The sequence below is a fragment of the Paenibacillus sp. H1-7 genome (assembly GCF_022354825.1).
Taxonomy (GTDB): Bacteria; Bacillota; Bacilli; order Paenibacillales; family NBRC-103111; genus Paenibacillus_S.
Map to the genome: position 1 here is coordinate 1,317,394 of NZ_CP031168.1, position 24,429 is coordinate 1,341,822.

Below are 24,429 nucleotides of genomic sequence, written 5' to 3' on the forward strand. Positions count from 1 at the left end.
GAAATGAGGCGAAATGATGTTTAAAAGCAAAAAAATCGGGCGGGATATTCAAGCGACCGATACTTTGATCGGAGAGGGTACCTTGTTTGAAGGACGCATCAAATCCGAAGCCAGTATCCGAATCGAAGGGCATATTACCGGAGACGTAGATTGCGCGGGAGATGTGACGATCGGCGAGCATGGCGTGGTCAAATCGAACGTTATCGCGAGAAACGTGATTTTGGCGGGAACCGTCAACGGAAATGTGCTGTGCAAGGGCAAGCTGACGATCCGGTCAACGGGCAAGCTGTATGGCAATACGACGGCGCAATCGCTTATCATCGACGAAGGCGGCGTATTCCAGGGCACGAGCAAAATGGACAACGGCGCAGGAGCGCCGCAGGAGAAGCAGGATAAGGAGCCGATGCCGTCGAACCCGTTCCAAACGAATTACGGCGGCGGCAATATGGCTACGATGTAGTTAGGGCTGAGCGGGAATTTTCTTGCGATAACCTTTTTGGGCAGGGAATCGATAATTGATAATAATTATCATTATTATTGGCAATACTGTTTAACGAGCAAAGAAAAAGACAACCTATGGATCGATAGGCTGTCTTCTGCGAGGGAAAAGAAAAATTTAAATTTTCGATTCGAACGTTTTGCAGTCCGTTTCTTCGGAATTGTTTGCTTTGTTGCCGCGTTGGCTGACAACATAAATCGAAGAAGCGTTGCATTGGTTTCCTGCAGCCCAGTACTTACAGGAGTTCACTTCACACAATACGTCTCTTGCCATAGGTCTCACCCCCCTCCTGTCTAGGATGGGCAAATCGCATAGCTTTTTATACCCGGGTCCGGCCGTACAGGTCGGGCTTTTTTTGCATAGGAAAGTTTAGGCCCGGCAAAGCGTACAGGTTATTCTCGGGTGGTTTTCAAATGGACCGGAAACCCGAAGGTTGACAATGGAAGAATAAATCGTTATTGTTTAATTGTAATAATTACTATTAAAAGGAATGAAGTTGTACAAAAAATGAATAATCGTGTATGATCAGTGTTGTTTGATGACAACTAAATGATGGGAACAGGTGCTTCAGCTGTTAGCTGAAGCTTAATAGGGAAGTTCGGTGTAAAGCCGACGCGGTCCCGCCACTGTAACGGAGTAGTCACGGCACTCTATGCCACTGATCTTTGAACGGTTCAAAGATCGGGAAGGCCGCCAATGACGAAGATCCCGGAGCCAGGAGACCTGCCTGTTCTGACAGCACTGATTCGAACCTACGGAAGATAGGGAGGTGTTAAGGACGACCATCGTCTATTTATTTTATGGATTATATGGGGCGCCTTTACCTTATTTTGTGCTGGGTAAAGACGCCTTTTTTGCGTTACATCCCGGCTGGAGCAAAGGCTTGAAGCCAAGAAGAAAGGGAGTGGCAAGATTGGCGACATGGGATTTATCGAAGACAAGCCATCATGTACTGATTTGTAACGGAGGCAGCTGTACCCGAAAGGAGGCCGATGAGGTGACTCTGGCCATTCGTGATGAAATTGCTGCCTGGGGAGCCGACGATTCGATTCATACTACGCGAACCCGGTGCAATGGCCGATGCGAGGACGCTTGCGTCGTCACGGTGTATCCGCAAGGGATCTGGTATAAATCGATAACTCCCGATTTGGGCAGACGAATAGTCCGTGAGCATTTGCTTCAAGGACATGTACTGGAGGAGCATCTGGTATATACGTACGATAAGGTCTTTGTTGCAACCGGTCTCGGTGCTGCTGGAACGACCCGGGAGGAAGCGGCCAGGAAGAAACAAGACAATGCAGTTTAACCGGTTCATTCATTTTTATTTATACATAGAGAGAAGGGTCATACATGAACATGAACAGAAGAATACACAAAATGCCTTATGTGGCTGCAATAATCATATTTTTATTAGCTTTGATCGGATGCAGTACGGCGAATCCTGCTTCCAGGCCGGCGAATCAGACAGGCACGGCCATCGCCAATCCGGAGGAAGTCGTCCTTGCCGCTCCGCGGGATTTGGCGCCGGGACCTCAAGACGCTTATTACACAAGCACGATTCTATACGTATGGGAACCGCTGGTCACCTCGGCGGAAGACGGTCAGCCGGCTCCGAAGCTGGCCAAATCGTGGACGATGTCCCCGGACGGCAAGGAGTGGACGTTCAAGCTGCAGGATAACGTGAAATTCCATGACGGCCAGCCGTTGAACGCAGATGCCGTAATTGCTAATTTCTACCGGTACAAGCAGGTTAGCCCGAAAAGCTCCCCGTTCTATACGCTGGATATCAAAAGCGCTTATCCAGGGTTAAAGGAAGCGGCGAAGGTTGACGAGATGACCTTCAAGCTCGTCTTCGATAACCCGCAGCCTGCTTTGCTGTACTCGATGGTCAACTTCGCAAGCCCGATATACAGCCCGTTGAACTTCAATGAAAAAGGCGATTTCAACGGTCTGCCGCAAGGAACCGGACCGTTCAAGCTGATCGAGCATCAGAAGGATCAGTATGCGCTGCTGGAAGCTTTTGAAGGCTACTATGGCGAGAAAGCCAAAACAAAAAAGATCCGCGTTCGCGTCATCCCCGATCCGGACACGAGACTGGCCGCTTTGAAGTCCGGCGAAATTATGGGCGTCATGGATTTGGGGGCGCTCCCTCCGGCATTGGCCAAGGAGCTGGTGAAGGATAACCGCTTTGAAGTGTCGGTGACCAAATCGACGATCTCCCATTACATTCACCCGAACGGCAAGCATGCGCCGTTTGACGATCCTGCCATGCGTCAGGCGGTCAGCATGATTATCGATCGTCAGCAGCTGGTGAAGGAGCTTTATTTGGGCTACCCGACGGAAACGGTCAACATCTTGAACGCGACGTCTCCTTTTTATAAGGAGATCAAAACGGTCACGAATGCGGCCGAGGCCAAGCGGCTGGCAGCGGAAGCGACCGGAGGCAAGACGCAGAAGATCGATCTCATCGTGCCGACCTACGGGTTGGACCGGTACCCTTACAAAGCGCAGGCCGAGCTGCTGCAGTCGGTGCTCAAAGAGCTGAACCTGGATGTGCAAATCAAAATATTGGATGGCGCAGCATTCAAGGAGGCGCAGGCCAAAGGGGAGTATGATCTGGCGCTGGCAACGCAAGGGCTGCCGAACGCCGATCCGTTCACGCTGTTTACGAATTATTTGTCGAGCGGCGGGCCAAGCAATAAAAGCTACAGCCTCGGCTACAAAAGCGAGCGCATCGATCAGCTGCTGAATCAGGCGAAAACAACGCTAAGCATGGACGACCGGAAAGTGATCTATAACGAAATTCAGACGATTGCGGCTCAAGACCTGCCGACGATTCCTCTGTTCAATGATGCGAATCTGATTGCGTATAACAAGAAAATCAAGGGCTATCAAGCGACGATCTACGGAACGACGCTGTCTAAGCTGGAATGGACTGAGTAGCCATGAAATATCTCCTTCGCAGATGGGTGGCCGCCATTCCCGTTCTGATCGGCGTCTCGCTCATAGCGTTTGCTCTCAGCGTCTTGTCGCCGGGCGATCCGGCTGTTGAGGCGTTGAGCCAGAGCGGTGTCAGGGAGCCTACGGAGCAGGAAGCAGCCGCTATGCGGGAGCAGCTGGGGCTGAATGCACCGTACGCCGTTCAGTACGGACGATGGTTAGCGAATGCGGTTCAGGGCGATCTCGGCACTTCTTACATGACGAAGGAGCCGGTTAGCGCCGAGCTGCTCCGCCGGCTGCCTGTAACGCTGAGCGTATCCTTAATGGCGGTGCTGTTTGCGGCCGGGATCGGGATTCCGCTCGGCATCCTGATGGCGCTTCGCAAAAACAGCGTAATCGACCACGCAGGCCGGGCGATCGGCCTTCTGTTTCTGTCGATTCCCGGATTTTGGCTGGCGATTCTGCTGATTACGCTGCTCTCGGAGAAGCTGCAGCTGCTGCCGACCAGCGGTTACGGGACATGGAGGCATATCGTGATGCCGGCTATCGTGCTTGCCGCCGGGACCGGCGCCGTGCTGATGCGGCTCACCAGGGCTGCGCTGCTCGAAGTGTGGGGGCAGCATTACATCGTGACGGCCAAAGCCAAAGGACTGCACGACGTGCGGATTATGCTTCGTCACGGGCTGCGCAATGCGCTGATTCCTATCGTGACGGTGCTAGGCACGTATTTCGGTGCTATCCTGGGCGGCTCCGTTATCGTGGAAGTTATCTTCGCGCTTCCGGGGATCGGAAGATTCGCCGTGGAAGGAATCTACCGCAGAGATTACCCCGTCATCCAAGGGTATGTCGTGTTCACGGGGCTGGTCTACATATTGTTCAACCTGCTGGTGGACTTGTCTTATATCGTCATCCATCCGCAGATGAGATTGGGGGCGAGAATGCGATGAAACGAAACGAGCTTCCGCAGACAGGGGCGGAGACGGCGGCATCTTCCGGCATATCCGCTTCGGCTCTTCCAGCAGCGATTGGCCGTAAGGGTCAAGGAAAGCGGATGAAGCGGGCATTCTTCACCTATTCCAATACGATAGCGTTAACCGTATTGTCCTTGATCGTGCTTTGCAGCCTCGCTTCCCCGTGGCTATCTCCTTACGATCCGATTCATATCGAAATGTCGAATCGGCTGGCCCCCATCTCAAGCGAGCATTGGTTAGGGACGGACACGCTCGGGAGGGACGTATTCAGCCGCCTGCTGCACGGCGGGCGTATTACGATCGTGCTGGCACTCGCCGTAACGGCGGCCACGCTGCTGATAGGTCTTATCATCGGGACGATCTCCGGCTATTTCGGCGGCTGGGTGGATGACGCGATCCAAGGAATCATTCAAATCTTTCAAGGCTTGCCCGGACTCAGCCTGATGATTGCGATAGCGGGCACGCTGGGGCCAGGCGTGAAGAGCATTTTTATCGCGCTGGTGCTGACCTCGTGGGCCGATTTCTCCCGTGTCGTCCGCGGCGAAGCGATGAAGCTGAGGGAGGAAGCGTACATCGAAGGGATTCGCGTACTCGGGGCGGGACACGGGTATATCGTAGCGCGCCATATCGTCCCGAACATGCTCGGACCGCTCATCGTTCTGTTCACCGTCCGCGTAGGACGGGTGATGTTATCCGTTGCCTCGCTCAGCTTCCTCGGTCTTGGGCTGCAGCCCCCGGCCCCGGATTGGGGAGTAATGATCAACGATGCGAGGCCTTACTTCCGCAGCTATTTCCATCTTATCGCCGCTCCCGGCCTTTGTATTGCCGCCGTTTCGTTATGCGTCAATTGGCTGGGGGACGGTTTGAGGGATTGGCTCGATACGAAAGAGTCCAAACCGGAATCGCTGCTGCGGTTATAGAGAATAAGGAGGGATTGTTATCGAATCGGATGTGCTGCTGGAGATGCGCGATGTCCGTGCAGGCTTCCCTGCTGCGGACGGGATCGCGGAAGCGGTCAAAGGAGTCACGATGCGGCTACATCGTGGCGAAATCCTGGGCCTGATCGGGGAGACGGGAAGCGGCAAATCCGTGCTCGGCCTGTCCATTCCCGGGCTGCTCCCGCCTGAAGCCGAGGTGAACGGATCCATCCTGTACAAGGGCCAGGACTTGCTTCGCCTGAGCCCCCGACGGCTGCGGGCGATTCGCGGAAGGGACATTGCGCTCATTCCGCAAAACCCGGCCGCCTCGCTCAATCCGGTATTGACGGTCGGCTACCAGATCATGGAGTCGCTTCGTCTCCATCGCCGCCTGCGGCGCTCCGCAGCCCGAGAGCAGGCCGTCCGGCTGCTCCGGGAGCTGAACATGCCCGAGCCGGAACGGAAGCTGAAGCAATATCCGTTCCAGCTGAGCGGGGGCATGAAGCAGCGGGTGCTTGCCGCCATCGGCGTTGCGGGCGCGCCAACGCTAATCATCGCGGACGAGCCGACGAAGGGGCTGGACGCCATGGTGCGCAAGCAGGTCGTTGACCTGCTTCGCACCGCAGCCCGCAGCTCCGGCGCGTCGATGCTGGTCATTACCCACGATTTGCACGTGGCCAAATCGTTATGCGACCGGATCGGCGTCATGTACGCCGGCCGCATCGTGGAGGAGGCGCCGGTCCGGGAGCTGTTCGCATCGCCCCGGCATCCGTACACGCGGGGGCTGCTCGCCTCCATCCCGGGCAAAGGGATGAAGCCAATCCCGGGCGCGAGTCCCGGACTCGCGGAAGCCGTGAGCGGCTGCGCCTTCCACCCGCGGTGCCAGGAGCGGCTTCCCGAGTGCAGCTCCGTGCTTCCCGGTATGACGGCGCTGGCTGAGGAGGCGGCCCGGCCCGGCCCGAATGGATCGGGCACCGCAGCGAACGGATGCCAAATCAAAGTGAGGTGCTTGCTGTATGATTCGAGTCGACCGGCTGTACAAGCGGTTTCGCAGCGGGAGATGGAGCCGGCGTACATCGGTCGCGGTCGATGACGTAACGCTTCACATCGCGAAGGGCGAGACGCTGGGACTCGTCGGAGAGAGCGGCTGCGGCAAGTCGACGCTGTCGCGGATGATCATGAAGCTGCTCCCGCCGGAGGGGGGCAGCATTTATTTCAACGGTGAAGACATCACCGGTTATGATATGAAGCAGATGCGTCCGCTGCGGCGGCAGATGCAGATGATCTTCCAGCACCCGGATTCCGCCTTGAATCCGAGGCGAACGATGCTCGACAGCCTGCTGGAGCCTATGGTGCTGCACCGTACTCACAGCAGGGAGGAGGGGGAGGCCAGGGTACTCGACCTGCTGGAGCTGGTAGGCTTGGGCAGCGACGTGCTGTACCGCTATCCCCACCAGCTTAGCGGCGGGCAAATCCAGAGAATCGTCATCGCGCGGGCGCTGACTCTCGATCCGAGCTTTCTGGTGCTGGACGAGCCGACTTCCATGCTCGATGTGTCCGTACAGGCGCAAGTCATTGAGCTCCTGCAGCATATCCAGCAGCAGAGGCAGATGACGTACTTATACATTTCCCACGATCTCGATCTGGTTCGATGCATCGGTCAGCGGATCGCTGTAATGCGGCACGGACGGATCGTCGAGTCGGGACATGTCGATCAGCTGATGGAGGAGCCGAAGCATCCTTATACGCAGCAGCTGATCGAGACGTTCAGAGCGTTTCAGCACTGACGACAGGTCTATCGAGCTATTAACGAAGACAGGGTCCTGGACTTATTTTCCAACTATAGTAATGAAGCTCCGGCACCGTACTCGTTGTATCGGCCTTGGTCGAGAAAGCGGGGATGCCGGAGCTTTTTTTGCCCAAAGCAGCAAGCAGACCGTAAACGGGAACGGGAAATAAATAATAATGGTTCCATTGGTCATAATAGGAATATTATCAGACTGAGGTACTTGCTGATGGATACTCTACCGACCCAAACCACAACGACCGGAATCCATGCCGATTTGCTGACAAACAAGGCGGCTATTCGCGATACTTTGGGCAATAGTCAGGACCTTATCGTCAAAGACATGCACTGGGGCAGCGTCCGCGCCTCGCTGTTTTACATCGAAGGCTTGGTAGATAACGCGCTGCTCCACGATGCGGTTATCGCTCCTTTCATGAGGAGGAAGCCGAAGGACGGGGAAGCGGACCGCATTGATTACGGCAAGGTTCTTCCCTATTTGCAAGAGGAAGTGCTGACGGCCGGACACACATCCGTCGTACAGGATATGAGCGAGCTTTATAACCATCTGCTGTCCGGCGACGCGATCCTGCTTCTGAACGGGTTGGACAAGGGGCTGCGCGTAGGAATTTACGGGCCGGAAGACCGAACCGTCACTGAACCGTCGCAGCAAACCGTCGTTCGCGGTCCTATGGAGGCTTTTACCGAAAATATCCGTACGAATACCGCGTTGATCCGCAGAAAGATCAAGGATCCCGGCTTATGGCTGGAGACGAGGCAAATCGGTCGCGTTACCAAGACAAGCGTCAGTATCATGTATGTGAATACGATTGCCGATCCTCGAATGGTGCAGGAGGTACGCAACCGGCTGGAATCCATCGATATCGACGGCATTCTGGAAAGCGGGTATATCGAAGAGCTCATTCAGGATAAGAAATATACTCCTTTTCCTACCCTGTATAATACCGAAAGGCCGGATGCGGTGGCTGCAGCCTTACTGGAGGGGAGAGCGGCCATCCTTGTCGACGGTACCCCTTTTGTCCTGCTGGTGCCCGCCCTGTTCGTCCATTTCTTCCAATCGGCCGAAGATTATTATCAAAGGGCCGATATCAGCAGCCTGCTGAGGGTTATCCGCTATTTGTCCTTCTTCATCGCGCTGCTGGCGCCGTCGTTTTATATCGCTATTACCACCTTCCATCAGGAGATGCTGCCGACCAATCTGCTCATCAATTTAGCCGCCCAGCGCGAGGGTGTTCCTTTTCCGGCCTTTATTGAGGCTCTGCTGATGGAAACGACATACGAAATATTGCGTGAAGCGGGAGTCCGGATGCCGAGGACGGTAGGGCAAGCCGTATCCATTGTCGGTACGCTGGTTATTGGGCAGGCGGCTGTGGAGGCGGGAGTCGTGTCGGCGGTTATGGTAATCCTCGTCTCGATTACGGCTATTTCGAGCTATGTGATCCCGGCCGTCAATATGTCGATTTCCGTACGCATGCTTCGGTTTTTCCTCATGGGCCTCGCCGCATCCTTCGGATTATACGGCATCTTGATCGGGATTCTTATAATGGTCGTCCATCTGTCGGCCATATCCTCATTCGGAGTCCCTTACATGAGCCCCTTCGGACCCTTTAACTTGCGGGATCAGAAGGATACGCTGTTCCGGCTTCCGTGGAGGCAGATGAAGAGACGTCCCCAGCTGTTAAGCCGTGACAACAGAACTCGCCAAAAGTAGTTCAAGAAGCAAGGAGGCTGCTCATGAAAAAGACTGGGCTGCTGCTGCTCCTGGGAGTGATGATCTTGCTTCTGAGCGGCTGCTGGAACCGCCGTGAGCTTAATACGCTTGGAATCCAGCTGGGAACGGCTATCGATAAGAGAGGGAACGAATTCCAGGTTGCCGTGCAGGTTGTAGAGCCGTCTGCCGTCGCCGCAAAAAAAGAAAGCGGGACCTATGCCCCCGTTGTTATGTATAAGACAACCGCTCCGACGGTTTTTGAGGCCTTCCGCAAATTGACGGAAATCAGTCCCCGGAAAATATATGCTTCTCACATCCGAGTGCTCGTTCTGGGAGAATCGCTGGCCCGGGAGGGCATAGGCAAGGTGCTGGATTTGCTGTCGCGGGATTCCGAGCCGAGGACGGATTTCTATATTATGGTGGCAAGAGATACAGAGGCGGAGCAGATTCTGAAAATATTGACGCCCTTGGAGAAAATCCCGTCCAACAAATTGTATGCCTCATTGGAAGCCTCCTCCCGTGCATGGGCGCCGACGACCACCTTTACTCTCGATCAGCTGATCAATGAGCTTGTCGGGCCGGGGATCAATCCCGTTTTATCGGGAATTGAAGTGCTTGGCGACCCGCAGCAGGGAGAGAAGAAACAAAATGTGGAGCAAATTCTTCCTGCGGCTCGATTGCGGTTCTCCAACCTGGCTGTGTTCAAAAGGGACAAGCTGGTCGGCTGGCTGAGCGAAGACGAGAGCAAGGGGTACAATTACATAATGGATAATGTGAAAAGCACAGTAGGGCATGTCAAATGTCCGGACGGCGGCAATGTCGTAATAGAGACACTCCGGACCAACAGCAAAATCAAAGTAGTGATGGAAGAGGGGCAACCGGTTATTGAAATCGTGATGAAAAATCAGTCCAGCGTCGGAGAGGTGGAATGCAAGATCAATCTGGAAGATCCGGAAACGATTCGTATGCTGGAAACCAAGACGGAGGACATCATTACTGAACGGATGAAGAAGGCGGTATCCGTCACGCAAACAAAATTCAAATCGGATATTTTCGGCTTTGGACAGGCGATTTACCGCTCAGAGCCCAAGACGTGGAAACGGCTGCAGGCCGACTGGTCTGAACACTTTACTCATTTGAAGGTCCGGTACAAGGTGGATGTCATTATCCGCAAGCTCGGTACGGTAGGAAATTCGTTCCTAAACGATATAAAGGAGTAGTCCGGCATGATATTAACTCTAGTCGTTATTGGTGTGGCGGTGGTGATTGCCGTCATGGAGCTTCCGGCGTTAATCCGGAAACGGATGCTGAAGGAAACCATTGTATTTACGTCGATGCTGGCGGCAGGTACCGTGCTCAGCGTAGCTGCCGTTCGGATAGCTAATCTCCCGAGCCCGTTGAATATTTTGAAGATCATCTACGGACCGCTAAGCAACCTGGTTTTTCATTAAACATAGAATAAGGTGAGCGCCCATGCTAGAGAACGGAAAAATCAGCATCCAGCAGATGGCTGTGCTTGTCATATTCGTAACGATCGGCGATACGATCCTGATCCTTCCTTCCATAACGGCATCGGCTGCCAAGCAGGACGCATGGCTTTCAGGAGTTGTTGGCTTGCTCGGGGGAGCTTTTGTCGTGTGGCTTTTTTTAAGATTGATCGGACTCAAGCCGAACGAGACGATCATTCAACTGAACCGTTCCCTGCTTGGGACCTGGCTTGGCGGTACCATGTCGGTGCTGTTCCTGTTGTATTATTTGTTTAACCTGTCTGCTATGACGAGAGAAATCAGCGATTTCGTCACGTCGCAGATGATGACGGAAACTCCTATCAGGGCAATTCATGTCATGATTATTTTTGTGCTGTTCTTCAGCTTGAGAAGCGGTCTGGAGTCTATTGGCAGGGCCGGGGAATTATTGATTCCCTGGTTTTCGTTCTTTTTTATTGCCCTGTTCGTGCTGCTGCTTCCGCAAATCGAGACGGACAAGCTTTTGCCTATAATGGGGGATGGAGTAAGGCCGGTTCTGACCGGCTCGATTTACGCCGTTGTCTATCCTTTTACGGAGACGGTGATTGTGTTTATGATGCTTATGCCGTATGTCAAGCAAGGGAGTCACATGCGAAAGGATTTTATGGTAGCATCCATGATCGGCGCCGTCTGTATCCTTGCAGTAGTCTTGATCAGCATTCTGATTCTCGGCGCGTATATTACCTCTCATCAAATATATCCGGCTTATGGGCTGGCCAAGAAGATCAGTATCGGCAACTTTCTGGAAAGATTGGAGGCTCTCCTAGCCATCGTTTGGATTATGTCCACCTATTTCAAATGCACCTTGTATTTATATGCACTTGTCATGGGCTCGGCCCAATTGCTAGGTTTGAAGGAGAGACGCTTTCTCGACCTTCCTTACGCCTTGATTCTATTTGGACTGGCCTCGCTTATCTCCCCGAACATCTCCTTCTACACCGACCTGCTTCAGCATTATTGGCCTTTTTGGGATTTGACCTATGCGGTGGCGGTACCGCTGCTGCTGCTCGCGGTTTTCTATATGAGAGGCATGCGGAAGCCGAGCTGAGGGCTATGTATAGATGGTTGAATAGCTGCCGTCCAAGTAAAACAAAACATCCCGATTTCGCTCTTAGACGATGTTCGGGATGTTCGTGCGGCGCGGTGAATCAGCCTTGAACGGCTTCATTCAGCTGCTTCTTGTATACCCATTTGGACAAGGTAATGCTGAACTCGTACAGGATCAGCAGCGGCACAATGACCAAAATGTCTGAAATAAAATCGGGCGGTGTGATCGTAATCGAGATTACGACGAGAATGAAGTAGGAAATTTTGCGCATTTTGGACAAGCGCAGCGGGTTCAGGATGCCGAGCTTGGTCAGGAACATGACGACGACCGGCATTTCGAACAGCAGTCCGAACGGCAGCGTCAGGTTCAGCATGAAGCGGAAATATTTGTCCGCCGTATACAGCGTCTGCACCTGTCCATGGGCCATTTCCTTCAGGAAGGACAATACCATGGGGAAGAGCACGAAGTAGCCGAAGCAGATACCGACTGCGAACAGGACAGCCAAAGCGGGAATGTAAGCGAGCGTGGCCCGCTGTTCCTCCGGCGTCAGCGCCGGCTTCACGAAGCCCCATATTTGTCCCCCTGCAACCGGGATCGTAACGGCAATGGCAACCACGCCCGAGATCATCAGGTATACCCACAAAATGTCGGTCGGTCCGAGTACGGTGAGCATACCGTCCATATCGCGGACGAGCCACGCGTAAATCGGCTTCGCATACAGGAAAGCGGCGATCAGGGCGACCAGGAAAGCGCCGAACGTAAGGATAAGCCGTCTGCGCATTTCCTCCAGATGCCCTGTAAGCTTCATATCTTTGTCATCCATCATTTTAAGTCTCCCGTGTAAAAGAAATAGCTCCCGGAGGAAACGGCTTAGTATACAGTCCGTCCGGCCGGGAGCCTTGCAAATCTACTGGGTTAGCGGCTTAATGAGCCGTTTTGTCAGCTGTAACCATCGGCTGCTTGTTGTCCGCCGCTGCGGCCGTTTGCGTTTGCGCTTGAGCAGCGTCTGTCTGGCGTTGAGCGGCTGCTGTCTGCTCCGGCGCCTTGTCAGCCTTGTCCTCTTCTCCGTTGATCAGACCGCGGGTCGCGCTCTTGAATTCGCTGAGTGTGCGGCCGAAGGCGCGTCCAAGCTCAGGGAGCTTGGAAGGCCCGAAGATGATAAGGGCAATAATCAGAATCAGGATGAGACCGGGAATTCCTATATTTCCGAAAGGCATAGCTGTCAACTCCTAATTAGAATTGAAATCCGGTAATGGCTACTACGGCAGGACGAGGCATAGTGTCGCCTGGACGGTGCGGCCACATGCTGGTAGGCTTGGCGGCGTCCGTCGTATTTTCGCCCGGGTGCTGTACGGCAAGGAAGAGTGTGCTTTCGTCCGGTGTAAACCAAGGACCTGTCATTTCCGCATCCAATGGAGCGGAAGCGAACTGCATCGCTACGCCCATGTTAGGGCCTGTAGTCGGAATGACGTACATTCCGTTGTTGCCGAATGCAGTGAACAAGCCTTTGTTCATGCTGCTGCTTGAAATGTCCGTTACAGTCCACAGGTTGCCGTTGCTGTCGAAGGTCAAGTTGTCCGGAGCGCTGAAGCCGCTTTGACGTCCGCCTGCAGCAAAAATTTCAAAGTCGAAATCAAGGGCGCCCAAATCTCCGTCTTTCTCGAAGAAGCGGGTAATGTGCCCGTGGATGTTGCCATGATTGTCGTTGTTCGTATGGGCTACGAAGAACGTGTTGTCGAAAGGACAAATTTCGATGTCCTCAGGACGGTCCGTAGGCGTTGCGCCCAGCAGCATCGCCGCTTCATGAGTATTGACGAGCACGTCGGCCTGGGATTGATACTTGGCGGCCAGCTCTTCTTTTTTGCCTTTTACGGTCGAAGGAACTTTGAATTTCTCGTCGTTCAGCAGCTTTTGAACGGCTTCGATCGTCAAAGCGATCCATTTGCCTTTTTTCATATCGGCAGCATACAGCGTGCCATCTTCCAGCAAGGCGGAGTTAGCGCGTCCGAGCGAAGCGTTGTACATTTCCTTGGACACGAACTTATAAATACAGGCGTCCTTCTTGTCGTCACCCATGTAAACTACGATGCGTCCGTCTTTGGCAAGACCCATAGCTGTATTTTCATGGTTGAAGCGGCCCAAGTAGGTATGCTTGCGGATTTCGAATGCGGAATCGAAAGGATCGACTTCGACTACCCAGCCGTAGTGCGTAGCGTCAAGGCCGGCTTGTGCGCTTTGCTCCTCGAAGTTCTCTTCACAGGTAAGCACCGTGTTCCACAGCGTCATACCGCCGGAGCAGTTAGCGAACGTTCCTTGCACGTTAGCGGCACCGTTGACCGCGTTCGAGCCTGCTGCCGGTCCTACAAGCTTGATTGGCGTCAAGCCGGTGATGCGGCGAGCGTATTTGGACGTCGGATCCATGTTCCATACTCCGTTGGCGTCGCGATACACTTCAATAATGGAGCCGCCTTGATTGTACAGTGCTTTTTGGATTTGCTCCGTCGAATATTTGCCGTTGGCGTCAGGTGCGCCGTGAACGAATACGTCGCTGGAATATTCATGGTTAACCCAGAGCAAGCCTTTTGTATTGGAGCCTTCCATCGGGAAATACAGCGTGAAGTCGTTGTTGAAGCCGAAGGTGTCGCCAGCTTCATTGATTTTGTCGCCAAAAGCGGCTACAACATCATATCGGAAGCCTTCCGGTAAGAGCAGCTGGTCTTCTTTGGAGTGCTCAATCGGCTTGAAAAATCCGGACACTTTATTCGATTGGTAACCGAACAAGTGATTGGCCGCAGCGGCGCTTGCTTTATTGTCCGTCAAAGAGCCGAGTCCTGCAGAAGCGGCTGCCAATGCGGCAGTACCTGTTCCAAGATAAGATAGAAACTTTCTTCTGTTCATCGTTTCCATTATGAGCTCGTCCACCTTTTTCATAGATTGATTGTAGCCTTGAGCCCAGTGTATAGCTGAAATGTAAGGGATATATTAAGGTCAGATGGAGATTTTGTAAATTCATGGCTGTTTCATGAGGAGAATGGAGAAGTTCAAATTAAAAACAACGAAAGATATAAAAAAACAATTTCTTTACATGTATTTTATAGTTAGTTTACAAATCGTTATTATAGTTAAGCTATCAACGATTTGAAGGAGAGGAAATTTAGAATGAAAAGGCCTTTAGCAATGATCGCAGCACTTGTAATGTCCGTATCGCTCGCAGCATGCGGAAGCGCACCGAACGCAGCAAAAACCGGAGAAGCCGGAGCGGCAAGCAATACGAATCCAACCTCGGCGGAGTCTGCCGTTGATACCAAAAGCAAGGATCTGACCGTGTATACCGCGCTGGAGGACGATCAAATCAAATCGTACCTTCAAACGTACAAGCAAAAGTACCCGGACATTAAACTTAATATCGTCCGCGATTCCACTGGCGTTATTACCGCCAAGCTGTTGGCCGAGAAGGACAACCCGCAAGCGGACGTCGTTTGGGGACTGGCTGCGACAAGCCTGCTCGTACTCGATCAGAACAGCATGCTGGAAGGCTACTCTCCTAAAGGGGTAGAGAAGATTCAAGCGGATTTCAAGGATAAAAACAGTCCGACGCGCTGGGTAGGCATCGATGCCTGGGAAACGGCGTTTGTCGTAAATAAGAAGGAAATGGAAAAAAGAAACCTGCCGATCCCGCAATCCTATGAGGACCTGATCAAGCCTGAATATAAAGGAATGATCACCATGCCTAATCCGGCTTCATCGGGTACCGGCTTCCTGACTGTATCCGGTCTCGTTTCCTTGATGGGTAAAGACAAGGCGTGGGACTACATGAACAAGCTTCACGAGAACGTTGCTATGTATGTTCATTCGGGCTCCAAGCCGGCCAAAATGGCAGGCACCGGCGAATACCCTATCGGTATCGCCTTCGGCTACCGCGGCATTCAGGAGAAAAAAGGCGGCGCACCGGTTGAAGTCGTGTTCCCGAAAGAAGGCTCCGGCTGGGATTTGGAAGCGAACGCTCTAATGAAGAAGAAGACGATCAAGCAATCCGCTAAAGATTTCCTGGATTGGGCGATTACCGACGATGCCATGAAGGAATACAGCAAAAACTATGCGATTCTCGCTGTGAAGAGCGACACGAACACTATACCGGAAGGCTACGACAAGGATCCGTTGAAGCAATTGATCAAGCTGGATTTGAACGAATCCGCGAAAAATCGTGATTCGGTATTGGCTGAATGGAATAAGCGCTACGATTCGAAGAGCGAAGCCAAAAAGTAATAGGGATGGCGGCATGCGCGGGACTAATGGTTCCGCGCATGTTTTGTATTTGGGCGATTTTTTGCCAAGGCAAGGGAACGCATCATTTCTCGGGATTGATAACAAGCTCAATATTTCATTTAGAAGAAAGAGAAACAATTAAAACCAAGTAAAAGCAATTAATAACATAAAATTAACCTTCATTTAACAGTCGGATAACAAAAGTACTTTATACTGAACCTTATAAGTACAAACGAAACACAGATTCCAACGAAATCAACAAGCCGGTAAGGAGGCTCTTATGTCACAGCCATATTTGTCCGTCAGGGGCATTCATAAAACGTTCGGATCTTTTACAGCACTGAATAACATCCATATCGATATTCTGAAAAATGAGTTTATTTGTCTTCTCGGTCCCAGCGGGTGCGGCAAGACGACGCTATTGCGCATTGTCGCCGGTCTGGAAACTCCAACGGAAGGAAGCATTACGGTAGGAGGCAAGGATATTACTCAGCTGCCGCCCTCGAAGCGCAATTTCGGCATGGTGTTCCAATCGTATGCGCTGTTTCCCAATTTGACCGCTTATCAAAATGTAGCTTACGGCCTGCAGGGGAAAAAGCTGTCGAAGCGCGAGATCGACGAGAAAGTGCGCGAGGCTCTGGCGCTGGTCGATCTGGAGCACGCACGCAACCAGTATCCGGCACAGCTGTCCGGAGGGCAGCAGCAAAGAATTGCGCTAGCCCGCGCGATCGTTCTGTCTCCCGACTTCCTGCTTCTGGACGAGCCGCTGTCAGCGCTCGACGCCAAGGTCCGCGAGAAGCTTCGTACCGAGATCCGGGAGCTGCAGGAGAAGCTCGGCATTACAACCATCATGGTCACGCATGATCAGGAGGAAGCATTGACGATGGCCGACCGGATCGTTGTCATGAAGAATGCCGAGGTGATGCAAATCGGTTCTCCGCAGGAAGTATACGAGCAGCCGAGCTCACCGTTCGTCGCCGATTTCATCGGTGCGATTAATTTCTTCAACAACAACAACGGCGCAGGGGTGCGCGTGGACGGCGGGCAGCCGTTGGCGGTTCGTCCCGAGCATATCCGCTTGGCTTCCCAAGGGTCCATTAACGGAATTCCGGCGATTGTAAAGCATATCGAATTCCGCGGCCCGTTTTACCGCGTCACACTGCAGATGGTTCCTTGGGAATCGCAGCTTGTTACGGTTGACGTATCGGCCCATGTAACGCATCAATTGAAGCTTGCCAAAAATACTGCGGTGACGCTGGAACTGCCGGAAGAAAAGTTCATCTCGTTTCCAAACGAAGCGCTGGTGAGCGTATAAAGGAGCACTTGCTATGACAGCAGCTATTCGAGCTATAAGACAAAAATGGAATTCCGGGCAGTCGGTACAAAGCCTGCTCATCGCGTTACTTGTGTTCTCGCTGTTGATCGGCATCCTGGTCCCGCTGTGCACCCTGTTCGCCAAAGCGTTCGTGGACCGCAGTGACGCCTTTGTCGGCATAGCCAATTTCATGAACTACTTTTCTACGCCGTCCCTTTCCAGGTCGCTCGGCAACACGGTGTTTATCTCCGTCATCTCGACCGCCATTGCAGCGACTCTCGCCTTTTTGTATGCGTACGGGATTACCAGAACGGGGATCCGCGGCAAAAGCTTTTTCAAATACGCGGCGATGCTGCCGCTGTTCGCTCCGACCATGATGCACGGGATTGCGCTGACGTATTTGTTCGGCAATCAGGGTCTTGTTACAACCGGATTTTTCGGTACCCTGCCGGGTATCAAAATTCCTTTGTACGGGCCGGTCGGCATCATCATTTCCGAGGTTATCTATTTGTTCCCGCAGGCGTTCATGATCTTCGCCGCCGCCTTAGCCATGACCGATTACCGGTTGTACGAAGCGGCCGAGACGCTCGGGGCGGGCAAGCTGCGGAAGTTCATGACGGTCACACTGCCGTCCGTGAAATACGGCTTGATCAGTGCCATTTTCGTCTGCTTCACGGCGAGCTTCACCGATTTCGGAGCGCCGCAAGCCGTCGGCGGCCAGTTCAATGTACTGGCTACGGATATTTACAAGCAAGTCATCGGGCAGCAAAACTTCTCGATGGGAGCGACCGTAGGGATTTTGCTCACCATCCCGGCGTTCATTGCCTTCGCCGTCGACCGGTTCGTCGACCGGAAGCAAAAGATGATGCTGTCCGCCAAATCGACGCCTTACCGTATCGGGCAAGGGCGCATGCGGGACATAGTGTACACGGTCATCTGCTGGCTGTGCGCGATTGCCATATTCATTCCGCTACTCACGACGGTATTCGCATCTTTGGTGAAAGTTTGGCCTTATGAGATTAGTCTGTCTCTGAAGCATTACGATTTTTCCAGAGTGGCCGCATCCGGTCTGGAGCCGTTTTACAACAGCTTGAAAGTAGCTTTTCTTACAGCCATTATCGGAACGGTCATCACGTTCGCCTTTGCTTACCTGATTGAGAAAACGAGACAGTTGAACGGCTTGCGCCAAGTCGGCTACTTCCTTTCCATCCTGCCGCTTGCACTGCCTGGCATGGTCATCGGTCTCGCCTATATATTCTTCTTCAACGACCCGGACAATCCGCTGAATGTCATGTACGGCACGATGGCGATCATTGTTTTGGCCAATGTGGTTCACTTCTACTCGGTTCCTTTTATTTCGGCCACAACTTCGCTCAAGAAGCTGGACAAAGAATTCGAGCTCGTCTCGGAATCGATGAGAGTACCGTTTTACAAGACGTTTTTCCGGGTAACGGTTCCGATGTCGCTGCCGGTCATTTTGGAGATTGCGATGTACTTCTTCGTCAACTCCATGGTTACCGTATCGGCTGTCGTGTTTCTTCGGTCGGCGGATTTTAACCTGGCCGCCGTATCCATTGTGAATATGGACGACGCGGGGGATGTGGCTGCCGCTGCCGCGATGTCGAGCCTGATTGTGCTGACGAACATTATCATCCGGGCTATCTATGAACTGGTAGTACACAAGGTCAGAAAAAAAACCGATGCTTGGCAAACCCAAAAATAAGGAGATCATGAACATGAAAATTCAAGGCGTTATTTTGGACTGGGCAGGAACGACAATCGATTACGGATGCTTTGCGCCGCTTGCGGCATTTATCAAAGCCTATGAAAATAAAGGCATTGCAGTTACGGCGGAAGAAGCAAGAAAGCCGATGGGAATGCTCAAACGAGATCATATGCAAGCTATCGGCGAAATGGATAACGTTGCGCGCCAATGGCAGGAGAAGTACGGGCGTCCAATCAACGATGCGGATCTGGACGAGATGTATGCGGATTTCGAGCAGCTGCTGTTCTCCGTTCTGAGGGATTACGCCAAGCCGATTCCCGGGGCGGTCGAGCTCGTAAGCAGACTTCGTCAGCAAGGGATCAAGGTCGGCTCCACGACGGGCTATACGATGGAAATGATGATGATCGTGGCCGAGGAAGCGAAGAAGAACGGCTATTCGCCGGATTGCCTCGTCACTCCGGATGAAGTGCCGGCAGGCCGCCCGTATCCTTGGATGTGCTACGAAAATGCCATTCGTCTCGACCTGTACCCGATGAAGCACGTGGTGAAGGCGGGAGACACGATCAGCGACGTTCGCGAAGGCATTAATGCCGGAGCCTGGAGCGTCGGTATCTTGAAGGGAAGCAACGAGCTCGGCATGACCGAAGCGGAAGTGCAGGCCGGGGACAGCGCCGAATTGGCGGCGAAGCTGGAAGAGATCAAGCAGCGTTATCTGGATGCAGGCGCGCATTATGTCATTGAAACGATCGGCGACCTGGATCAAGTAATCGAGCAAATCAACGACCGACTGGCTAAAGGAGATCGACCATAATGACTACGATGACCAAACAAAACCACTACTTGCTGCTCACTCCGGGACCGCTCACCACGACGTCGACCGTCAAAGAAGCGATGCTGACAGACTGGTGCACCTGGGACCAGGAATATAACGGCCTGGTCCAGCAAATCCGCTCGGAGCTCGTAGCTTTGGCGACGGCACAAGCAGGCGATTACACCAGCGTGCTGATGCAAGGAAGCGGCAGCTTCTGTGTCGAATCGGTTATCGGCTCGGTCATCCCGGCGGACGGCAAGCTGGCCGTTCTCGTCAATGGAGCCTATGGAGCACGGATCGCTCAAATGGCGGGGGTGCTCAATGTCGCCCTGAACGTGCTTGATTTCGGCGAAACGACGCAAGCGGACGCCGCTCAGCTTGAGGCGCTGCTGAAGCAGGACGAGGCGATTACCCACGTTGCGGTGGTGCACGGGGAGACAACAACCGGCATGCTGAATCAGATCCGCGAGATCGGCGAGGTAGCCAAGCGGTATGGCAAGACGTACATCGTCGATGCCATGAGTACTTTTGGAGGGATCGAGATGGATGTGGCGGAGCTGCAAATCGATTTCCTGATCAGCAGCAGCAACAAGTGCATCCAGGGTGTGCCGGGCTTCGGCTTTATTATCGCCAAGCGTGATGAGCTCGAGAAGTGCAAGGGACGCGCCCGTTCGTTATCCCTCGACTTGTTCGACCAATGGGATACGATGGAGCGGCAAAACGGGAAATGGCGCTTTACTTCGCCGACTCATGTCGTTCACGCGTTTTATCAGGCGATGCAGGAGCTTGCGGCCGAAGGCGGCATCACGAAGCGTCAGCAGCGTTACGAGAACAATCATCGGCTGCTTGTGGAAGGAATGGAGCGGCTCGGCTTCCGCACCCTGCTTCCGTCGGAGCTTCAATCGCCGATTATCACCTCGTTTTACTATCCGGACAGCCCGGCATTTTCGTTCGACACGTTCTATCAACGGATCAAGCAGGAAGGCTTCGTCCTGTATCCAGGCAAAATTACATCGGCCATGACGTTTAGAATCGGCAACATCGGCGACGTTCATGCAAGCGATATAGAGCGGCTTCTGGATGCAATCGAAAGAAACCGCTTCTGGAGCTAGACGCGATTTGCTTGTCGACATCTATCAATTTTTGCGGTGAATGGTATAATTGCACTAAGTTGATCTTATTTCTACGGAGGCATGATTCCAGTGTCATTAGTCGGAGAGGAACGGAAAGATTATATTCTTAATTTGCTGAATCTTGAAGGCAAGGTGAAGACCGGAGATTTGGTCGAGCGTCTGAAGGTTTCCTCGGAAACGATTCGCAGGTATCTGGAGGAGCTTGAGGAAGAGAACAAGCTGAAGCGTGTGTACGGCGGCGCGATCAAATACAATCTCGACCGGGAGGAAGCATCGCATTTCAAACGCGAGGTGACGCGCGCCGAAGAGAAGCGCCGCATCGGACGGGCTGCCGCAACGCTTGTCGAGGACAATGACGTCGTCTTCATCGACGATGGAACGACAACGCTGCAGATGATCCCTTATTTGCAAAATAAGAAAAATTTGACCGTCATGACGATATCCATCGCTGCCCTGTCTGCGCTGATCGAATACAAGAACAAGGAACTGTTCTCGGGCGAAATTTATTTTATCGGCGGCAAAGTCGATACGGTGCATTTCCGGACGACCGGATCGATAGCGGAGAAAATGGCTGCATCGTTCTATGCGGACAAAACCTTCATTACGATTGACGGCATTATGATGGGCAAAGGAATTACCGGCTTCGACGCGGAGCGGGGACAGCTGGCCCAGAAGCTGATGGAGCAGTCCAAGCAAACCATCGTGCTGACCGACCATTCCAAATTCGGTAACGTGCAATTTTATAAATTGGCGGATTTGAGGGAGATCGACATCATCATTAGCGATGTGAAGGCTCCTAAGGAATGGGAGTCGTATTTGGCGGATAAGGACGTTGTCTGGATTCACGCGGAATAAGCCTTAAGCGGCAGCGATACCTGCTGCCTGCAAGGAGCAAACTCACGGATAAAGGAATTCCCGGCCGTAACGGCTGCGGAATTCCTTTGTTTTTATTGGAGCGGATTCCTCAAGTATGATATGCTGATATCACATAGATAGAAATTAGAGGTGAAGGCAGAGCATGTCGGAACGGAATTCCGTAGAAGGAAAGGCAAGCCGCAAGACATTTCGAATCAGGCTGGACGAAATGGCCAATATACTGCGGGAGGAAATCTTATCGGGCAAAAGAGCGGTCGGAGAATTTCTGCCTTCGGAGCTCGATTTAACAAAGCAGTTTCATCTTAGCAACAAATCGGTGCGCAAAGCATTGGACATTCTTGTCGAGGAAGGGCTGATCGAGAAAATCCCCAAAGTAGGCAACCGAGTCGCCTCCAGCACGCAGGACAAGAAGACGGTAGTCCGCTTCGGCTATCATCCGAGCACCAATGAGGAAACGGGCTTAGCCGCAATGATATCCGAATTTCACGAGAAATATCCGCATATACGGGTCCAGCCTGTTGAAATTCCGGCGACAAATTTCCGCAACTCGGTAAAGGAGTATGTGGATGCCGATTTGCTCGATGTATTTACGATCAATCAAGGGAGCTTCCGGGAGTTTATCGAGAACAGCAACGTCAATTTGCTGGAGCCTTGCCAGCCGAATCCCGGCGTGTATCCGTTTCTCTCGCAAGCGTTCACCCATGAAGGGGAGCTTCTCGTTCAGCCGTTCTCGTTTTCGCCGGTTATTCTGTGCTATAACAAGGAGCACTTCGCGGAGCGGGGGCTGTCGGAGCCTTACAGCGGGTGGACGTGGGACGATCTGTTGGAGCATGCCGGGAAGCTGGCGGTGGAGAACGAACGGTTCGGATTTTACTTTCATCTGCTCTCGAACAACCGCTGGCCCCTGTTTCCGCTTCAGAGCGGAATGTCCTTTGAGCGCAACGGGCAAGGAAACTACGAGGTGTACGGCAGCAGGCTGGCGGACAGTCTGGAAATGTGCCGCAAAATCATTTATATGCCGGACGTATTCCCCACCATGCTGTCGGCCAGCAATGCGGATGCGGAGGAGCTGTTCCTGAACGGCAAAGTCTCCATGATCATGACGACGTATTTCGGGCTTAATGAGCTCAAGGGAGCAACGTTCGATTACGACATAGCACCGCTGCCCTACCTGTATGAAGCCAGGACTCTGCTCGTGGTGATCGGACTGGCAGTCAGCCGGAAATCCAAGGTCAAGGAAGCGGCGCGGCAGCTGGTCAACTTTTTGCAGTCTCATTCCTCCCAGAGCATGATGAGGCAAAATACGCTAAGCATTCCGGCGGACAAAAACGCGGTGGAATGGAGAGGGGAAGAGAGCTTGTACAGACCTTCCCGGTACAATATGTTCCGGGAAATCGTTCCGACCTACAGACTGCTTAACGATCTAAGTCTGGATTCAAAGCAGCTCGGCATCGTCTTGCGCGAAGCGAAGCTGTACTGGTCCAAGCTGCAGAACATTCAGGTGACCTGCCGGAATATTGAAGAAGCGTTGAATGAAGAACAGGCCTGACCATTTGCTCCAATGGAGTATCGGACGGTGCAGGGTTAACAGGATGCATACTGGAATCACGGCTCTCCGTCCACGGCGGATTCGGATGGTTTCCGGTTGCATCCTTTTTATATTGTAGAAATAAATTAGAATTTGAGTTAATTATCGTTGACAGGGTTTAAAATGACGATTTATAATCTAGATATAAATTACAAATAAGTCATCGTAGTGAAATCTCTACCCTAATTCTACAGGCGAGGAGTTATGGATCCTTATGAAGGCAATCGTCAATCATAGAGGGAATGTGAAGGTGGCGGATGAGCCTTTACCGGTGCTGCAGAGCAGATTCGTGCTCGTGAAATCCGTCTATTCCGCCATTAGTCCGGGAACGGAGCTGACCGCGATTCGACGTATGCCAGAGCAGCAGGCTTCGCTCGGCTACAGCGCAGCGGGAATCGCAGTGAAGGTCGGAGCGGAGGTGGAAGGCATCCGGGAGGGCCAGCAGGTGGCCTGCTACGGAGGGCCTTACGTGAAGCATGCGGAGTATTTGCTGGTACCGAAGCATCTGGTCGTGCCCGTTCCGGATACGGTATCTTTGCTGGATGCGTCAACGGCCGGGTTGGGAGCTATCGCCATCCACGCGCTAAGGCAGGCGGATTTGAGGTTCGGCGAGTCCGTTGTCATTATCGGACTGGGGATCTTGGGCCAGATCATTGCCAGAATCGCTCACGCCGCTTGTCTGAAGGTGATTGCCTGCGATTTGCTGCCGGAGCGGAGGGAAGCGCTGGCGGGAATAGAAGGGATTCGGGTTTGCAGCAGCGTGGACGATATTGCGAAGGAAGCTGCCGCGGCCACATCGGGTCTAGGCGCGGATTGCGTCATTCATTGCGCTGCCGGACGTCAGATGCAGCTAATGGATGAAAGCTTCGGCTGGATTCGCGACCGCGGCAAAATCCTCATCGTCGGCGATATGCATATGGAGTTCACTCGCAGCAAGATGTTCCATAAGGAAGCGCAAGTGCTGATTTCCCGGGCCGGAGGACCCGGCAGGTACGATCCGTTGTACGAAAGAGACGGATACGATTATCCGCCGGGGTATGTACGATGGACGGAGGAACGAAATTTGGCGGAGTATATTCGTTTGCTTACCGAACGGCGAATCGACGTCAGCCGGCTGATTACGGATCAGGTAGCGATTGGAGATGCCTGGAAAGTATATGAGAAGTACAAGAACAATCCGGCGGATGTGCTGGGAGCCGTAATCTCTTATTCGAGCGGTTCGTAAGGAAGGCAGCGCGGATGAAGCAAAGTTTATCGTTTGTATCATTTGTGAAAGCGATTACAACGTGACGTTGTCT

General features: G+C 52.9%; 23 protein-coding genes and 1 riboswitch. Of the genes, 19 read left to right on the forward strand and 4 right to left on the reverse strand.

From position 1 onward, the window contains the following. Nucleotides 1–13: 13 nt before the first annotated feature. Nucleotides 14–460, forward strand: coding sequence for a bactofilin family protein (locus DVH26_RS06020; protein WP_239632209.1), 447 nt, complete (start codon nt 14–16; stop codon nt 458–460). Between the two features lie 156 nt (nt 461–616). Here DVH26_RS06020 and DVH26_RS06025 read toward each other — a convergent pair whose 3' ends face one another. Continuing rightward, entirely contained in the window at nt 617–772 is a 156-nt protein-coding gene (locus DVH26_RS06025) for a DUF1540 domain-containing protein (protein ID WP_239632211.1), read from the reverse strand. A 270-nt stretch (nt 773–1,042) separates the two neighbouring features. Further along, nucleotides 1,043–1,244: riboswitch (cobalamin riboswitch) on the forward strand. A gap of 168 nt (nt 1,245–1,412) precedes the next feature. On the opposite strand from DVH26_RS06025, the gene DVH26_RS06030 reads away from it, so the two are divergent. The 10 genes from DVH26_RS06030 (at nt 1,413) to DVH26_RS06075 (ending at nt 11,416) form a co-directional block, all read left to right on the forward strand. Next, nucleotides 1,413–1,805 (forward strand): (2Fe-2S) ferredoxin domain-containing protein, encoded by a 393-nt coding sequence (locus DVH26_RS06030; RefSeq protein WP_239635290.1) that lies wholly within the window; start codon nt 1,413–1,415, stop codon nt 1,803–1,805. A gap of 44 nt (nt 1,806–1,849) precedes the next feature. Further along, nucleotides 1,850–3,442 (forward strand): ABC transporter substrate-binding protein, encoded by a 1,593-nt coding sequence (locus tag DVH26_RS06035; RefSeq protein WP_239632213.1) that lies wholly within the window; start codon nt 1,850–1,852, stop codon nt 3,440–3,442. 2 nt (nt 3,443–3,444) lie between these two features. Next, a complete protein-coding gene (gene nikB / locus DVH26_RS06040) occupies nt 3,445–4,386 on the forward strand; it encodes a nickel ABC transporter permease (protein WP_239632215.1) in 942 nt (313 codons plus the stop codon). Further along, entirely contained in the window at nt 4,383–5,330 is a 948-nt protein-coding gene (locus DVH26_RS06045; protein ID WP_239632217.1) for an ABC transporter permease, read from the forward strand. The genes nikB and DVH26_RS06045 overlap by 4 nt, the downstream gene beginning before the upstream one ends. 43 nt (nt 5,331–5,373) lie before the next feature. Continuing rightward, complete coding sequence (locus tag DVH26_RS06050) at nt 5,374–6,420, forward strand: ABC transporter ATP-binding protein (RefSeq protein WP_239632219.1); 1,047 nt, start codon at nt 5,374–5,376, stop codon at nt 6,418–6,420. Beyond that, nucleotides 6,344–7,114, forward strand: coding sequence for an ATP-binding cassette domain-containing protein (locus tag DVH26_RS06055; RefSeq protein ID WP_239632221.1), 771 nt, complete (start codon nt 6,344–6,346; stop codon nt 7,112–7,114). The genes DVH26_RS06050 and DVH26_RS06055 overlap by 77 nt, the downstream gene beginning before the upstream one ends. Nucleotides 7,115–7,342: 228 nt before the next feature. After that, nucleotides 7,343–8,842: a spore germination protein gene (locus DVH26_RS06060; protein WP_239632223.1), complete on the forward strand. Its 1,500-nt coding sequence runs from the start codon at nt 7,343–7,345 to the stop codon at nt 8,840–8,842. A 23-nt stretch (nt 8,843–8,865) separates the two neighbouring features. Further along, a complete protein-coding gene (locus DVH26_RS06065) occupies nt 8,866–10,062 on the forward strand; it encodes a Ger(x)C family spore germination protein (protein ID WP_239632225.1) in 1,197 nt (398 codons plus the stop codon). Nucleotides 10,063–10,068: 6 nt separating this feature from the next. Further along, nucleotides 10,069–10,293 (forward strand): hypothetical protein, encoded by a 225-nt coding sequence (locus DVH26_RS06070; RefSeq protein ID WP_239632228.1) that lies wholly within the window; start codon nt 10,069–10,071, stop codon nt 10,291–10,293. Between the two features lie 22 nt (nt 10,294–10,315). Continuing rightward, nucleotides 10,316–11,416, forward strand: coding sequence for a GerAB/ArcD/ProY family transporter (locus DVH26_RS06075; protein ID WP_239632230.1), 1,101 nt, complete (start codon nt 10,316–10,318; stop codon nt 11,414–11,416). A 100-nt stretch (nt 11,417–11,516) separates the two neighbouring features. Here DVH26_RS06075 and tatC read toward each other — a convergent pair whose 3' ends face one another. From tatC to DVH26_RS06090, 3 genes are all read right to left on the reverse strand, one after another. After that, nucleotides 11,517–12,239: a twin-arginine translocase subunit TatC gene (tatC, locus tag DVH26_RS06080; protein ID WP_239635291.1), complete on the reverse strand. Its 723-nt coding sequence runs from the start codon at nt 12,237–12,239 to the stop codon at nt 11,517–11,519. Nucleotides 12,240–12,339: 100 nt separating this feature from the next. Next, on the reverse strand, nt 12,340–12,633 hold the full coding sequence (gene tatA, locus DVH26_RS06085; protein ID WP_239632232.1) for a twin-arginine translocase TatA/TatE family subunit: 294 nt from the start codon (nt 12,631–12,633) through the stop codon (nt 12,340–12,342). Nucleotides 12,634–12,649: 16 nt separating this feature from the next. After that, nucleotides 12,650–14,323 (reverse strand): PhoX family protein, encoded by a 1,674-nt coding sequence (locus DVH26_RS06090; protein WP_239632235.1) that lies wholly within the window; start codon nt 14,321–14,323, stop codon nt 12,650–12,652. A gap of 252 nt (nt 14,324–14,575) precedes the next feature. Here DVH26_RS06090 and DVH26_RS06095 point away from each other — a divergent pair, with 252 nt between their 5' ends. From DVH26_RS06095 to DVH26_RS06130, 8 genes are all read left to right on the forward strand, one after another. Next, entirely contained in the window at nt 14,576–15,682 is a 1,107-nt protein-coding gene (locus tag DVH26_RS06095) for a putative 2-aminoethylphosphonate ABC transporter substrate-binding protein (RefSeq protein WP_239632237.1), read from the forward strand. Nucleotides 15,683–15,962: 280 nt separating this feature from the next. Next, nucleotides 15,963–16,997, forward strand: coding sequence for a putative 2-aminoethylphosphonate ABC transporter ATP-binding protein (locus DVH26_RS06100; RefSeq protein ID WP_239632240.1), 1,035 nt, complete (start codon nt 15,963–15,965; stop codon nt 16,995–16,997). Nucleotides 16,998–17,010: 13 nt separating this feature from the next. Further along, nucleotides 17,011–18,720, forward strand: coding sequence for a putative 2-aminoethylphosphonate ABC transporter permease subunit (locus tag DVH26_RS06105; protein WP_239632243.1), 1,710 nt, complete (start codon nt 17,011–17,013; stop codon nt 18,718–18,720). Nucleotides 18,721–18,733: 13 nt separating this feature from the next. Beyond that, entirely contained in the window at nt 18,734–19,534 is an 801-nt protein-coding gene (phnX, locus tag DVH26_RS06110) for a phosphonoacetaldehyde hydrolase (protein WP_239632245.1), read from the forward strand. A gap of 8 nt (nt 19,535–19,542) precedes the next feature. Continuing rightward, nucleotides 19,543–20,646: a 2-aminoethylphosphonate--pyruvate transaminase gene (gene phnW, locus DVH26_RS06115; protein ID WP_239635292.1), complete on the forward strand. Its 1,104-nt coding sequence runs from the start codon at nt 19,543–19,545 to the stop codon at nt 20,644–20,646. A 90-nt stretch (nt 20,647–20,736) separates the two neighbouring features. Beyond that, complete coding sequence (locus tag DVH26_RS06120; protein WP_239632247.1) at nt 20,737–21,522, forward strand: DeoR/GlpR family DNA-binding transcription regulator; 786 nt, start codon at nt 20,737–20,739, stop codon at nt 21,520–21,522. Between the two features lie 163 nt (nt 21,523–21,685). Beyond that, a complete protein-coding gene (locus DVH26_RS06125; protein ID WP_239632257.1) occupies nt 21,686–23,092 on the forward strand; it encodes an extracellular solute-binding protein in 1,407 nt (468 codons plus the stop codon). A 253-nt stretch (nt 23,093–23,345) separates the two neighbouring features. Next, complete coding sequence (locus tag DVH26_RS06130; RefSeq protein ID WP_239632260.1) at nt 23,346–24,356, forward strand: zinc-dependent alcohol dehydrogenase; 1,011 nt, start codon at nt 23,346–23,348, stop codon at nt 24,354–24,356. Nucleotides 24,357–24,429 lie beyond the last annotated feature (73 nt).

Coding starts and splice junctions, on each gene's coding strand:
- DVH26_RS06020 (WP_239632209.1), top strand. CDS start 14: ATGATGTTTAAAAGCAAAAAAATCGGGCGGGATATTCAAGCGACCGAT.
- DVH26_RS06025 (WP_239632211.1), bottom strand. CDS start 772: ATGGCAAGAGACGTATTGTGTGAAGTGAACTCCTGTAAGTACTGGGCT.
- DVH26_RS06035 (WP_239632213.1), top strand. CDS start 1,850: ATGAACATGAACAGAAGAATACACAAAATGCCTTATGTGGCTGCAATA.
- nikB (WP_239632215.1), top strand. CDS start 3,445: ATGAAATATCTCCTTCGCAGATGGGTGGCCGCCATTCCCGTTCTGATC.
- DVH26_RS06045 (WP_239632217.1), top strand. CDS start 4,383: ATGAAACGAAACGAGCTTCCGCAGACAGGGGCGGAGACGGCGGCATCT.
- DVH26_RS06050 (WP_239632219.1), top strand. CDS start 5,374: ATGCGCGATGTCCGTGCAGGCTTCCCTGCTGCGGACGGGATCGCGGAA.
- DVH26_RS06055 (WP_239632221.1), top strand. CDS start 6,344: ATGATTCGAGTCGACCGGCTGTACAAGCGGTTTCGCAGCGGGAGATGG.
- DVH26_RS06060 (WP_239632223.1), top strand. CDS start 7,343: ATGGATACTCTACCGACCCAAACCACAACGACCGGAATCCATGCCGAT.
- DVH26_RS06065 (WP_239632225.1), top strand. CDS start 8,866: ATGAAAAAGACTGGGCTGCTGCTGCTCCTGGGAGTGATGATCTTGCTT.
- DVH26_RS06070 (WP_239632228.1), top strand. CDS start 10,069: ATGATATTAACTCTAGTCGTTATTGGTGTGGCGGTGGTGATTGCCGTC.
- DVH26_RS06075 (WP_239632230.1), top strand. CDS start 10,316: ATGCTAGAGAACGGAAAAATCAGCATCCAGCAGATGGCTGTGCTTGTC.
- tatC (WP_239635291.1), bottom strand. CDS start 12,239: ATGGATGACAAAGATATGAAGCTTACAGGGCATCTGGAGGAAATGCGC.
- tatA (WP_239632232.1), bottom strand. CDS start 12,633: ATGCCTTTCGGAAATATAGGAATTCCCGGTCTCATCCTGATTCTGATT.
- DVH26_RS06090 (WP_239632235.1), bottom strand. CDS start 14,323: ATGGAAACGATGAACAGAAGAAAGTTTCTATCTTATCTTGGAACAGGT.
- DVH26_RS06095 (WP_239632237.1), top strand. CDS start 14,576: ATGAAAAGGCCTTTAGCAATGATCGCAGCACTTGTAATGTCCGTATCG.
- DVH26_RS06100 (WP_239632240.1), top strand. CDS start 15,963: ATGTCACAGCCATATTTGTCCGTCAGGGGCATTCATAAAACGTTCGGA.
- DVH26_RS06105 (WP_239632243.1), top strand. CDS start 17,011: ATGACAGCAGCTATTCGAGCTATAAGACAAAAATGGAATTCCGGGCAG.
- phnX (WP_239632245.1), top strand. CDS start 18,734: ATGAAAATTCAAGGCGTTATTTTGGACTGGGCAGGAACGACAATCGAT.
- phnW (WP_239635292.1), top strand. CDS start 19,543: ATGACCAAACAAAACCACTACTTGCTGCTCACTCCGGGACCGCTCACC.
- DVH26_RS06125 (WP_239632257.1), top strand. CDS start 21,686: ATGTCGGAACGGAATTCCGTAGAAGGAAAGGCAAGCCGCAAGACATTT.
- DVH26_RS06130 (WP_239632260.1), top strand. CDS start 23,346: ATGAAGGCAATCGTCAATCATAGAGGGAATGTGAAGGTGGCGGATGAG.